The following is a 13,292-nucleotide window of genomic DNA, read 5'->3' as shown; positions in this document are numbered from 1 at the left end:
CGCTGACACCCGCGCCGGCAAACCGGCGCGCCGGGGCGGCGCGGGCCGAGGTCGGGACCGGGGGGCGGGGCCGGGGCAGGGTCGGGGGGCGGGCGCCGGGGCAGCGCGGGCCGGGGCGGACGCCCGAAGCAGGGCCGGAGGGCGGCGCGGGCCGGGGGCAGGCCCCCGGGGGGCGGGCCGGGGGCGGGCACCGGGTGGCGGGCCGAAGATCCTCGTCCTGCCGGTACTGCCCGAGGCCCGCGTACCAGGCGCCGAGGGACGCCTGCCCCTCAGCGGTCGCCCCGCCCGGCCCCCTCACCCGGTCGGCCCCGCTCGCCGTGGGCGCCTCGGCCGCCATGGGCGGGGCGGCGCCCGGGGCCTCCGGCGCGCCAGTCCGACGGGGCCCGCGAGCAGGGCCCGTCCCCCAAGGGGGCGCTCCGCCCCTCGTCACCTGCCTCTTTCCCGCGCTTCCCCGTGTGTTCGCCCGTGTGCTCGTTCCGTGCGGGTGGCCCGCGTTCCGCTGCGGACCGCGTGGGGCTCGGGAACACTACGACAGCGGACACAGATCGGTGTACCGCACACCCGGACGCCCTCCGACCCCCGACCTCCGACCGGACGCACGGCCGCCCGCGCGGGAAGGCCCCTCCGCGGGGTCCCCACCCCCGTGGGGGACCCCGCGGAGGAGCCGGCCACCCCCTTGGGTACCAGGGGGCGCCCGGCCCTCCCAACCTGTTTTCCGGGGGCCGCGTGGTGAGAGGGTGTCAGGTGAGACGGCCGTACGGGGAAGGAACGCAGGTGGCGGAAGGCGCGGACGGTACGGGCAAGGACGGCATAGGAACGGACGGCGAGGGCCCGGCAGCCGACCCGCCCCGCGACCCGGCCCCCCACCCGGCCCCGGCGGCCCCGGCCATCCGCGCCGCCCAGGCCGCCCGGACGCCGCCGCCCGGCGGGAAGGCCCTGCGCCGGGGCCCGGTGGTGGCCGCGATGATGATGTCGGTGGCGCTGGCCGCGCTGGACGGCACGGTCATCGCGACGGCCGTCCCGCAGATCGTGGCCGACCTCGGCGGCTTCTCCCTCTTCTCGTGGCTGTTCTCCGGCTACCTCCTCGCCGTCACCGTCACCATCCCGGTGTACGGGCGGCTGTCCGACACGTACGGCCGCAAGCCGGTGCTCATCACGGGCATCGTCCTCTTCCTGGTCGGCTCGCTGCTGTGCGCCTCCGCGTGGGACATGGCCTCGCTGATCGCCTTCCGCGTCGTGCAGGGGCTGGGCGGCGGCGCGCTCCAGGGCACCGTGCAGACCATCGCGGGGGACCTGTACCCGCTGAAGGACCGGCCGCGGATCCAGGCGCGGCTGTCGGGGGTGTGGGCCGCGTCGGCGGTGGCCGGACCGGCGGTGGGCGGGCTGCTCACGACGTACGCCGACTGGCGCTGGATCTTCCTGGTGAACCTGCCGGTGGGCGCCCTCGCCCTGTGGCTGACGGCCCGCTACCTGGTGGAACCGGGCCGCACCGGCACCGGCACCGGTGCGGGCGGGGGCGCGTCGGGGCGGGCGCGGGTGGACTGGCCGGGCGCGCTGCTGGTCTTCGCGTCCGGGACGGTCCTGCTGACCGCGCTCGTGCAGGGCGGGGTGGCGTGGCCGTGGCTGTCCGCGCCGTCGCTGGGGCTGCTGGGGGCGGGCGCGGTCCTCGTCGCCGCGACGGTGGCGGTGGAGCGCCGGGCCGCGTCGCCCATCGTGCCGGGCTGGGTGTGGCGGCGGCGCACGATCGCGGCGGTCAACCTGGCGCTGGGCGCGCTCGGGCTGCTGATGGTGGCGCCGTCGGTGTTCCTCCCGACGTACGCGCAGGCGGTGCTGGGGCTCGGGCCGGTGGCGGCCGGGTTCGTGCTGTCGGTGATGATCCTGAGCTGGCCGGTGAGCGCGTCGCTCTCCCATCACGTGTACCGGCGGGTCGGGTTCCGTCAGTCGGCGGTCATCGGCATGACGCTGGCGATGCTGACGCTCCTCGCCTTCCCGTTCCTGCCCTACCCGGGCGAGCCCTGGCAGCCGGCGCTGCTGATGCTGCTGCTCGGCGCGGCACTGGGCCTGTTCCAGCTGCCGCTGATCGTGGGGGTCCAGTCGACGGTCGGCTGGTCGGAGCGGGGCACGGCGACCGGGTCGGTGCTGTTCTGCCGCCAGATCGGCCAGAGCGTGGGCGCGGCGCTGTTCGGCGCCGTCGCCAACACGGTGCTCATCTCCCGCCTCGGCACCTCGGGCGGCGACCTCGACTCGGCGGCGCGCGCCCTGGACGACCCCGGCGCCCTCGCCCCGGCCGCGTCGGAGAGCCTGCGCCGCGCGGTGGACGCGGCGGTCGAGTACGTCTACCTGGGCGCGGCGGCGGCAGCGGCCCTGGCCGTCGCGGCCCTGCTCCTCCTGGCCCCGCGCCGCTTCCCGGTCCTCAAGGACCCGGACGACGACTGACCGCGCCGCCGCCACCGGGCGGTGGCGGCACGGTCCACGGCCCCGCGTCAACGGGCGGTGGACCGGCCACCCCGCCGCAACGCGCCGAAATGCCGCCACCGTTGGCCCGTCTGGGCGTCGCGTCGATACCGTCGCGTGGTACGCAGGTCACGCAGAGCCACGACCGCGGACAGCGGACAGCGGACAGCGGACAGCGGACAGCCGACAGCGAGCAGCGACGGGGGCGCCGATGGCGTGGGACGAGTGGGAGCAGGCCAAGCGGGACGCCGCGACGCGCACACGGCTCAACCAGCTGCCGCCCGACGCGGCCGCCTCAGCCACCGTCAACCCGGACCTCGTCGTCGACGACCAGGTACTCGGCGCCCTCGGCGACCTCGCCCGGCAGCTCCGCGACCGCGTCGCACGCGACGGCGACCACGCCCGTACCGCCACCGCCGACGCCGCGCTCGAACTGACCGCCGACGGCCTCGGCCTCGGCCGCGCCCTGCACGCGCTGCACGACGCCTGGACCACCAAGCTGGGCACCCTCAAGGACGCCTGCGCGCACATCTCCAACCACCTCGACTACTCGCGGTCCGTCCACGCCAAGGACGATCACAAGATCGCGACCGACATGCCGGTGTCCCGCATCTGGGACGCGATCAAGTGAGCGGGGAGCCGCGGCACACCATGGTCACTCTGCAGGAACTGCGCGACCTCCGCCTGGGCAAGCTCGCCACGGCGGTCGCGCACTGGGAGCAGACGGTCCGCAAACTGACGGCCCTGGCGGCGGGCGGCGACGGCGTGAGCGCGGCCGACCTCGCCGCCCGGGCGAAGGCCGCCCACTGGAAGGGCGACAACGCCACCGTCACCCAGGCGTTCACGGTGACGACCGCCCGCCAGTTCACCGACGTCCTCACCGAGGCCCGCAGCGTCCACGCGGTCCTCCGCGACGCCCACACGGCCCTCGCCGGACACCAACGCGACCTGAAGGCCGCCCTGGCCCGCTGGCACGCCGAGAACGTCCGCTTCGACACCCGGGGCAGGGCCCACGGGCTGGTCCGGCACGCCGACAACTCCTCACCCGACAAGCCCGTCGCCCCGGAGGTCCTGCACACGGCGGCACGGGAGGTCGCGGCGATCCTGGAAGCCGCGTCGGAGACCGACCGCATCGCCGGACGCGCGCTGCTCCGCCACGCCCGCAGCACCCACGACTTCGACGAGACCGGCTACCGGAGCCTCGCGGACGCCGACCGCTCGCAGGGCCTCGCCGACGTCGACGCCGCGCTCCGGCTCGCCGCCAGGGGCGCCGACATGACGGACGCGGAACTCCAGCGCTTCAACCTCCTGGCCCGCCAGCACCGCGACAACCCGGCGTTCGCCGAGGCGTTCGCGACCCGCCTCGGCGCGACAGGCACGCTGGAGTTCTGGCGCGGCCTGGCAGGCGGCCCCTACCCGGGCCCGCGCGCCGACAGCGCCCGCGCCGAGCTGCTGGCTGCCACGCAGAAGTACCTCGGCACTACCCTCGCCACGGCCAGCCACGGCACGTCACCGGATATGCGGGCGTGGAAAGGCGGCGTCATCGCGGCGGGCGGCGAACGCGTCGGCGAGAACGGCCCGTACGGCTTCCAGGTGACCGGTGCCCTGCTGCGCCACGGCAGGTGGGAGTCCGGCTTCCTGAACGCGTACGGCGGGAAGCTCATCGAGTTCGAACGTGCCAACCCCCGCCACGGCGGTCCCGAGGCCCTGTGGGCCACCACCCGCGGCCAGCGCCTTACGTACCCGGAGACCGACTCCCCGGTCCTCGCCAACGACCCGGTCAACGGCTTCCTGGAGGCCCTGGGCCACAACCCGCAGGCGTCGTTGGAGTTCTTCAGCCGGGCGGCCGACAAGAACGATCCGGACAGCGTGTCGAACTGGTCCTACCTCGTCGACAAGAGCCCAGACAACCCCGACGCCCGCAACTGGCCCACCGACCGCGACGGCAAGACCCCCGGCTACACCCACCTCGGCCACGCCTTGGAGGCGGCCACGCTGGGCTACCCGTACGACGCGGTGAACCCGCAGGTACCCCCCAACGAGACAGCGGCACAGGCCGAGGAGCGCGGCGCGCTGATGAGCAGCGTCGTCGCGCACTACTCCTCTTCCGAGCTCGTCGACAGGCAGGACGGCATCCGCCCGAGCCTGGCGCGCATGGCAGCGGGCCACATCGACAGCCTGAACTACTCCGCCGACAACTTCGGCGGCAGCGGCAAGGCCACTGGACGGGACGAGGCATACGGACACAACGCCAACCGGCTGACGGACTTCGGCCGCCCGGAGAGCATCGGATTCCTCCGGGCGCTGGCTGGTGAGCAGAACGCGTACGAAATCCTGTCCACAGCCCAGCAGGTATACGGCACGAGTGCCATGGCGGCTCACGGCGATGACGTGGTCACCGCCCGACGTGTCGGTATGCACAGCGTCTACATGCACGGGCTCCTGGACGAGGTCCGCTCCGAGGCGATCGGCAAGGAGGCCGCCGACGAGACACAGCGTCGAAACCTGGAGTTGGAAAAGCACGCCGCGTGGCGCAGCTTCGCCACGTCGGCGGTCGTGGGGGCGGGTGTCGGCGCGGGCACGGCGCTCGTCACTGGCACCGGTGTCGGCGCGCTTCTCATCCCGATCGCCATGGAGACCGTCGGTGGCGCCGTCGAGACGCACATGGAGACCGAGATGATGGACTGGCTGAAGGCGAACCAGTACGACAACAGCGCCGAAACCCTGCAAGAACTGAGCGGCGCCGGGGAAGCGGGCGCGGTTCAGGCGGTCCAGCCCCTGCTCAACTGGGCCGCAGCAAAAGGCATGACATCTGACGAGGTCAAGCAACTCGTGAGCGAGGCGGAAAAGGACTACCGCCTCGGCGAGGCTGCGGCGGATACCGAAGATCGGCGGGGATGGTGAACAACCGTGGTGCCGCCGTTCTGGCGCTGGTCTTGCTGGTGGCGGTCGCCGGATGCTCCGGCGGCCAGAGCGCCCGGACACCGACCGCTCCACCCTCGCGGGACGCCGGAGGGTGCGAAACGGTACTCGGGTCCGATGCCAGGAGCTGGATCGAGGCACGCACCGGATCCGCACCGCTACGTGTGGGGGCGGACGACGGCCTGAATGAGGCACGTTCGGCGTATTACCGCCACCTGCGGGAGTGGAAGCCGACCCAGGATCCGGGCAAGCTCCCGAGAAGTGCCGAGCTCTGTTCCGTCAAGAGGGAGAGCGACCCCTCGCAGCTGCTGTACCTGTCCTACGGTTGGTCGTACGCCCCGTTCGAGCACTACCGACAGCAGAAGGACCGACCCGTCTTCGTGGTGAATGACGACGTGCTCTTGACCTCCGGGCCTGATCGGCAAGCCAGCTATCACCTCTACGTGCGGTGCCAGATCCCCGGCGCCTTGCCGCAGCAGAAGGACGAAGTCCCGGTCTCAGGTTCGCTCACCGACACCCTCACCGGCGAGACCGACCCCCGCGTCCCCTACACCCACCTCCTCCACTCCGCCCGGGTCATGGTCGAGGCCCTCGGGTGCACCAACAAGCCCGTCGTGCCCGCGCAGCCGCCCGCCTCCGTGCGGTGAGCAGGGGCGGGCCCCGGTCGCACGGGGGTGCGGCCGGGGTCCGTCCGTGGGGTTACAGCAGGCCGTCCCACATCTGTTCCAGCAGGACCGACCACCAGCTCTCCGGGGACGACAGGGCCGCCGGGTCCAGCATGGCCAGCTGGGCCTGGAAGTCCATCGTCCAGCGGCCCGCCTGCTCCGGTGTCAGGCCGAAGCGCAGGCGCCACATGCGGCCCAGGAGGGCGAGGCAGCGGGTGAACTCGGGCAGGCCCGTGTTCACGAACTGCGGCGCCACCGGCCGGCCGCCCGGGCCCGCCTCCACCGGGACGGCCACGATGTGCGCCGTGCCGTACTGGACGCACAGGGCGCGGCCGAAGTCGGAGCCGAGCACCAGGTACGAGCCCGCGTCCGCCGCCGGCTGGACCTGTCGCTGCGCGGCCAGTTCGGCGAGGGTCGGGACGACCGGCTGGGCGGGCTGGGCCCAGAAGAACGGCCCGAAGTCCGCCGGGAGGCCCGCCCACACCAGGGTGCGGGCGACCAGTTCCGGTACGCCCTGGCGGGACACCGCGCGCTGGTCGAAGCGGAGGATGCCGTGCGGTCCGAAGGCGCCCGCCAGTTCCTGCGCGATGCCCTCGGGCGGGATCGGCGGGGCCGGCTGCACCTGCGGCAGGGGGGCGCGTACCGGGGCTGGGCGGGCGGGGCCGTCCGCGACCTGGTGCAGCTCGCCCTGGTGGGCGATGAGCTGCCGCATGCCCTGCTGGCGGCTCGCGTGGTCGTGCCCGTACGGGGCGATCGACGTGATCCGCGCCTGCGGCCACGTCTCCCGGATCATGCGGGCGCAGTAGCCGCCCGGCAGTTCGCAGGAGGCGAGTTCGGTGTGCAGTTCCAGCACCTGCTGCGGCGGCACGTTCATGGCGCGCAGCTCGTGCAGGATCTGCCACTCCGGGTGGGGCGTGCCCGGCGCGGAGCGGCGGATGATCTGCGCCTCGGAGCCGTCCGGCGCGCGGTAGCGCAGCACGACCTGGTAGCCGGGGCCGACCGTGGGCAGGCCGGTCGGCTGGGGCTGCGGGTAGCCGTACGCGGGCGCGCCGGGGTGCGGCAGCGGGCCGGGCGCGCCCGGCGGCGGTACGGCCCCGGGCGCGCCGGGGGCCCCGGGCGGGCCGGGGGGTGCCAGGGGGCCGCCGGGGCCGGGGTGCGCCAGCATCGTCGCGGCATGGTGCACGCCGCCGGGCGGCGTGCCGCCGGGGGCTCCGGGTGCGCCGGGGGCTCCCGGGGCGCCGGGGGCTCCGGGCGGGCCGGGGGGCGCGAGGGGGCCGCCCGGGCCCGGGTGGGCGAGCATCGTGGCCGCCTGGTGGGCGGAGCCGCCGCCCGGCGGGGTCGACCCGGGCGGGGCGGGGGGACCGGAAGGCCCCGGCCGTCCGGGGCGTCCGGGGGTTCCGGGCGGTCCGGGGGGCGGAGGCGTGCCCGGGCCGCCGGGGCCACCGGGTCCCGGGTGGGCCAGCATCGTCGGGGCCTGGTCCACCGTGCCCGCGCCGGGCGGCGGCGTGGCGCCGGGCGGCCGCAGGGCGTCCGGACCGAGAGGGGACATCAGCTGCGTGGGCACGTACCCGCCGGCGGCGGGCGGCGGGGTCGCCGTGTCCGCCGCGGGCCGCGCGCCGGGGGCGCCGGGGGCACCCGGTGGCGGCGGGGTCGCAGGACCGCCGGGCGTACCGGTGCCGGGCGTACCGGTGCCGGGCGTACCGGTGCCGGGCGTACCGGTGCCGGGGGCGGGCGGCGTCACGGCCGCCTTGCCGGTCGTCGCGTCGGCGATGTCGGCGGCGCGTACCGCGTCGGCGCCGAGCGCGGGCGAGACGGCGGTGCGCGGCAACTGGCTGCCGCCCTGCATCAGCGCGGTCGGCGCGTCCGCCGGTACCGACGGGGGCGGTGTGTCGTCGTCGTCCGCGCCGGCCAGCGGCGGGGCGAAGACGGTGGCGGGCAGCGGTACGGAGACGTCGTCGTCCGCGCCGCCGAGGGTGCTCGTGTCGTTCCACGCGGACGGCGGCGGGGTGGCCATGCCCCCGGCCGGAGGGGCGAACGCGGGCGCGGGGGCGGGGACGGGCGTGGGCGTGGGCGTGGAGCCCGCGCCGCCGGTGTCGCCACCGCCCGGCGCGGGGGTGGAGCCCGTACCGCTGCCCGCGCCGACCGACGCGGGGGCGGCGGACGGGCCGGGCGCGCCGAAGGGCACCGGGGCGGGGGCGTCCGGGACACCCGGGTCCGCCGGGCCGGTGCCGGACGGCGGCATCGGCGTCGGCGCCCCGTCCGGCGCCCCGTCCGCGGTCCCGCCCACCCCGGGCGCCGGCGCGGCGCCGCCCGCGGTGGCGTCCTCGCGGCGCCGGTCCGGTACGCCCATGCGGTCCGCCGCGTCCTGGAGCCACTCCGGTGGCGTCAGCAGGAACGACGTCTGGTTCAGGTCGATGCGCTCCGGCGGCCGCGCCGCCTCGGCGTCCTGCGCGTCCTCGGCCCGCACCCCGTACTCCTCCTCGTACCGGCGGATCACCTCGCCCACCGGCAGCCCCGGCCACAGCGTGACCTCGCCGCTGTCGCGGGCGACGACCAGGCGCTGCCGGCCGCCGTCCGACGACGGCCCGTCGGCGCGGTCCTCGGCCCACGCGACGAAGCCCAGCTCGAACTCCCGCACCCGCACCTCGCGGTGCTGGTAAGCGGGCACGTCGCCGTTGACCCACTCCTCGGCGCGCTCCTGCGCCTGCGCGAACGTCACCATCGGACCGTCACTCCTCGCCCGTGACCGGGACGGCCCGCGCGAAGCCGCCGTCCACCATCAGGTTCGCCACCGTCTCCAGCTCGGGCGGGCTGCCCGCCAGCCGCTGGAGGAACTCGTCGAAGTCGGCACCGCACGGCAGCAGGAGCCGTTCCGCGCGGTCCTGGACCGTCGTGCCGTCGCCGTCGCGGGCGTCGTCGTACGCGCAGAACCACACCGAGCCGGCCCCGGCGCCGCGCACCCGCACCGCCAGCAGGCCGCCCTGGACGAAGGCGACGCCCAGGTAGTCCTTGGTGAGGTGGTCGCGCAGGCACTTGTTGACGTACACGAGGTCGTTGACACCGGCCTCGTCGCGCACCGTGAAGAACGGCTGGTCCACCAGCAGCCCCAGCTCGGCGTCGAGGGCGACGCCCACCGGCGCGCAGCCGCCCGCCGCCTTGAGGAACGAGCGGTAGGGGCCGGGCAGCCGGTAGCCGAGGTCCTCCTCCACGCCCTGAAGCTGCGTCTCGGAGACGGAGACCGCGCCCCTGGGCAGCCCGAAGTGCGCGGGCCGGGTCTCCTGGAGGGGGCGCGTGCCGCGCTTGCCGTGGTCGACGGCCGCCGTGGCGAGCCCGCCGTGGTGGCGCAGCAGCGCCTTCACCTCGACGGGTACCAGCTCCATGCGGCGCGTGCCGGGGACGTGGTGCCAGGTCCAGCCGTGCGGCGTGGCCACCGCGGGGACGGTGTCCCACAGGGCGTGGCCGTCGGCCTTGAGGGCGGCGTTCGCCGAGACGTAGTCCGTCAGCCGCAGCTCGTCCACGCCGAACCCCTCCGGGGGCTCGGCGATCTCCGCGGCGGCGCGCGCGTAGGACGAGAAGTCCGGGTAGCCGTCGGCGTCCATCCGCACCCCTCTGGGGTGGCGGGCGGCCCGGACCGGGTCCGGGAAGTGCACGACCTGCCCGGCGTAGGCCGCGTTCGGCGGCGCGGCGCGGTGCCCGAGCCGACCTGTCGTCATGGCGGTTGCCCCCTGGCTGCTGCTGGCTGGTTCGGCACAGCCTATGCGGTGGGCCGGAGGGTGGCCGATACCGCCGTTCCGGTGACCATCCGTCACCCCCAGGTGACCCTTCGGCGATCTTGCGACACACCCGTGGCACGTTTCGGTGTCCCCGTTTCCCATCTCCTCACCCATTTGGCAGTCTGTCCCCGCAACTCGGGGGATTGCACAGAGGGGAAACGCACCGACCATGCACGCAGCGCAACCAGGAACCACACCCGCCGCACCGGAAGCGGGCCACGGCGGCGGCGACCCGCGCCTGTCGTGGAGCAGCGCGGCCCCCGGCCCCGCGCCGGCGCTGCGCCACCGGCGCGACGGGATACTGCCGACCGTCGGCGCGGCCCTGTCCGTCCGCGGCGAGACCCTCACGTGCACCGCGTCCCGCGGCAACCAGCCGCCCGCGCTGCACCCCCTCGTGCAGGACTTCCTCGACACGCTCACCAGCGGGCAGCGGGAGCGCTTCACGGGGCGCTGCCCCGAGGCGATCCTGCTCTCCCGGCACCTGAGCGCCGCGGAGAGCGGCCGTTCCAAACGGGCCCGCCGCAAGCCGCTGACGGCGGGCGAGGCGAAGCGGACCCTGCGGAACGCCAAGATCACGGCGCGGCGCATCCGCGAGGACGGCGACCCGCTGCACGGCAGCTACGCCGCGCCCTGCCGCTCGTGCACCGCGCTCCTCGCGCACTTCGGCGTACGCCCCGTCGACCCGACCGCGACCCACCAGAACGGCTGACCGCACCCGCCATGCCCGAGATCGACACCACCCGCTTCTCCGTCGCCGTGGACGCCGCCCTGCGGGAGGCCGGCTGGCACCCCGGCCGCTGGGACATCCGGCGGGCCGAGGACTGGGCGGACGCCCTGCGCGCGCACGTCTCGCCCGCCGGCCACCGGCACAGCGTGTTCCCGGCGGCGGTGGAGGCGTGGGCCGAGTTCGGCGGCCTGCGGATCACGCCGCCGGGGCAGGGGCGGCAGATCGCGCCGACGCCGCTGCTCATGGACCCGCTCGCCGGGCTGCACCTGGCCCGCAGCCTGTCCGACCTGGGCCGGGCGCTGGAGACGGAGCTGGCGCCGCTGGGCGCGGAGGCCGACGACCAGGCGGTGCTGGCCATCGACATCGACGGGCGGGTGTACAGCCTGGACCACGCGGGCGACTGGTACCTGGGCCCGGACGTCGACCACGCCCTGTCCGCCCTGATCACCGGGGTACACCCGGTCCGCCTCACCAACCCCTGACGGGCCCTGGCGCGCGTACGGCCCAGGATTCGATTGCTCCAGCCTCGTCCAGAACGCGACGGGCCCGGGCGCGCGCGTACCGCCACGGCCCGCCGGGCCGTGGCGTCCTGCCCGCGCCGCCCGGGAGGTCCCGCCCTCGGGCGGTACCACCGCCGGGGTACCGCCGCCGGGCCGTGACGCCCCGCGCGCACCGCCCGTCGCCCGGCGCCTGTCGCTGTCGCCCGTCGCCCGTCGCCCGTCGCCCGTCGCCCGTCGCCCGTCGCCCGGACAGTCTCGCCACCCCCGCGCCGGGCCGCGGCGCGCCGCGTGCCGCCGCCGGGCCGGGGCGCCGCGCGGACCGGGCGTCGCCGGCCGTGCCACCGCAGGACCGTGCCACCGCAGGACCGTGCCGTCCCCGCCGGGGCCGTCCCGTCCCCGGCGGAGCCGTCCCGCCGTGGGGCCGGACAGGCCGTGTGGGCCGCCCCGCGCCCGGCGTCCGTCGGCCGGAGGGGGCGGGCCGTGGGGTCAGGTGCCGGCCGGCAGGACCGCCGAGACGCGGAAGCCGCCCGCGTCCGTCGGGCCCGAGACGAAGACGCCGCCCAGGGCCGTGACCCGCTCGCGCATCCCCACCAGGCCGTTGCCGCCGCTCGGCAGGTCGGCGTCGGCCGCGGCGCCGTCGCACGGGCCGTTCTCCACCTGCATGGCGACCTCGTCGCCCCGGTGCGCGAGCCGGACGACGACCTTCGCGCCCGCCGCGTGCTTGTGCACGTTGGTCAGCGCCTCCTGCACCACGCGGTACGCGGTCTGCTCGACCTCCGGCGCGTACTCCCGCACGTCGCCCGACACCAGCAGCTCGACCACCGTGCCGACCGCGCGGGACTGCTCGACGAGCTCCTCGACGTTGCCGAGGCACGGCCCGTCCTCACCGGCGGCCAACGCCTCCGCCGCCGCCGCGGGCACGGGCCGGCCCACGGCCGCCGGCGGCACCGCCCCGGGGCGCGCGGCCGGGGGCGGGGAGACCGGCTCGGAGCGCAGGACGCCCAGCATCTCCCGCAGCTCGGTCAGGGCCTGGCGCCCCATCTCCCCGACGAGCGCGGCGTTCTTCACGGCCTTCTGCGGGTCCTTCAGGGCGACCGCCTGGAGCGCCGCCGCGTGCACCACCATGAGGCTCACCCGGTGGGCGACCACGTCGTGCATCTCGCGGGCGATCCTCGTCCGCTCCTCGGTACGCGCCAGCTGCGCCCGCTGCTCCGCCTGGTCGGCGAGGAGCGACAGCTCCTGCTCCAGGCTGTCGGCCCGCTCGCGCAGGCTCTCCATGAGCCGCCGGCGTGCCCCTATATAGAGGCCGAACAGCACGGGCGGGGCGGTCAGCGCGACGGCCATGAACGCCGACACGAGCGGCACGTACCAGGAGCTCGTCTCGAAGTCCGCGGCGGCGACGTCCTGCCGTACGCGGACGAACGTCACGAGGAAGGACGCGGCGAGCGACATCCCCGCGAGCGCCGCGGTGATCCGCCGGGGCACCTCGCAGGCGGCGAGCGTGTACAGGCCGACGAACCCCATGAGGAAGCCCATCTCGGCCGGGGTGACGGCGATGGAGACGAGGACGACGACGATCGGCCACCGGCGGCGCAGGACCAGCACCGCTCCGACGCCCAGCCCGAAGAGCACCCCCACCGGCAGCGGCAGTCCGGCGTCGTCGGCGAAGCCGGCGCCCTCGGCCGCGCACTCCAGCGCCGACAGCACCCCGAGCCCGATGTCCAGCGCGGCGCTGCGCCGCCTTCCCCACCACCAGGGACCGCGCGCGGGCGTGCCCGCCGTGTCCTGGTGTGCCCCCGTCGTGGTCATGTCTCCCAGCCTACGGGCGGCCTCCGGGGCCCCGCCCGGCACCGTCACACCCACCACCCGCCGCCCTCGCCCCCACCACCGCCACCCTCGTCCCGGGCCTCCCGATCCCCTCGCCCCCACCACCCGCCACCCTCGCCCCCGGCTGCCCGGCACCCTCGTCCCGGCCACCCGGCACCCGAACGCCCGCCGCCCGCGCCCCCCGAGGCCGGCGGGCGCGGGCCACCCGCACCGTCGCACGCAGGCCGCCCGGTACGGCATAGTGTTGCGTGCCGGTCCGGCGCACCGACTTCTCGTCCGGTACGGCCGGGCTGATCCCCCATGGTGTAATCAGGCAGCACTGCGGGTTTTGGTCCCGTATGTTCAGGTTCGAATCCTGATGGGGGAGCCTGTCGCGGCGACACCAGCGGTCCTGGCCTCCGGGCCGGGACCCGCCCCCCTCTCG

General features: G+C 76.0%; 9 protein-coding genes and 1 tRNA gene. 7 read left to right on the top strand and 3 right to left on the bottom strand.

Annotated features, from left to right (window positions below; all coding sequences use genetic code 11):
* Positions 1-888 precede the first annotated feature (888 nt).
* From LPA54_RS17365 to LPA54_RS17350, 4 genes are all read left to right on the top strand, one after another.
* A complete protein-coding gene (locus LPA54_RS17365) occupies positions 889-2,436 on the top strand; it encodes an MFS transporter (protein WP_228978860.1) in 1,548 nt (515 codons plus the stop codon).
* A 229-nt stretch (positions 2,437-2,665) separates the two neighbouring features.
* Positions 2,666-3,085, top strand: a complete 420-nt coding sequence (locus LPA54_RS17360) for a hypothetical protein (RefSeq protein ID WP_228978671.1) — start codon at positions 2,666-2,668, stop codon at positions 3,083-3,085.
* 20 nt (positions 3,086-3,105) lie between these two features.
* Entirely contained in the window at positions 3,106-5,358 is a 2,253-nt protein-coding gene (locus LPA54_RS17355; RefSeq protein WP_228978669.1) for a hypothetical protein, read from the top strand.
* Positions 5,359-5,540: 182 nt separating this feature from the next.
* Complete coding sequence (locus LPA54_RS17350; protein ID WP_228978668.1) at positions 5,541-6,023, top strand: hypothetical protein; 483 nt, start codon at positions 5,541-5,543, stop codon at positions 6,021-6,023.
* A 52-nt stretch (positions 6,024-6,075) separates the two neighbouring features.
* Here the strand turns inward: LPA54_RS17350 and LPA54_RS17345 are convergent, their stop codons facing one another.
* Entirely contained in the window at positions 6,076-8,763 is a 2,688-nt protein-coding gene (locus LPA54_RS17345) for an SUKH-4 family immunity protein (protein ID WP_228978666.1), read from the bottom strand.
* A 7-nt stretch (positions 8,764-8,770) separates the two neighbouring features.
* A complete protein-coding gene (locus LPA54_RS17340) occupies positions 8,771-9,754 on the bottom strand; it encodes an SMI1/KNR4 family protein (RefSeq protein WP_228978663.1) in 984 nt (327 codons plus the stop codon).
* Between the two features lie 229 nt (positions 9,755-9,983).
* Here LPA54_RS17340 and LPA54_RS17335 point away from each other — a divergent pair, with 229 nt between their 5' ends.
* Together LPA54_RS17335 and LPA54_RS17330 are read left to right on the top strand one after the other, a co-directional pair.
* On the top strand, positions 9,984-10,523 hold the full coding sequence (locus LPA54_RS17335) for a YwqJ-related putative deaminase (RefSeq protein ID WP_228978662.1): 540 nt from the start codon (positions 9,984-9,986) through the stop codon (positions 10,521-10,523).
* 11 nt (positions 10,524-10,534) lie between these two features.
* Entirely contained in the window at positions 10,535-11,023 is a 489-nt protein-coding gene (locus tag LPA54_RS17330) for an SUKH-3 domain-containing protein (RefSeq protein ID WP_228978660.1), read from the top strand.
* A gap of 504 nt (positions 11,024-11,527) precedes the next feature.
* Here LPA54_RS17330 and LPA54_RS17325 read toward each other — a convergent pair.
* Entirely contained in the window at positions 11,528-12,850 is a 1,323-nt protein-coding gene (locus LPA54_RS17325; protein WP_228978659.1) for a sensor histidine kinase, read from the bottom strand.
* Between the two features lie 312 nt (positions 12,851-13,162).
* Between LPA54_RS17325 and LPA54_RS17320 the strand changes: the two genes are divergently transcribed.
* Positions 13,163-13,235: transfer RNA gene (locus tag LPA54_RS17320), tRNA-Gln, on the top strand.
* The last annotated feature ends 57 nt before the right edge of the window (positions 13,236-13,292 follow it).

Origin of the sequence: Streptomyces sp. DH12, from assembly GCF_020873895.1 — a bacterium.
In the GTDB taxonomy this organism is placed as follows: Bacteria; Actinomycetota; Actinomycetes; order Streptomycetales; family Streptomycetaceae; genus Streptomyces.
This window is presented reverse-complemented; position numbering and strand designations above follow the sequence as displayed.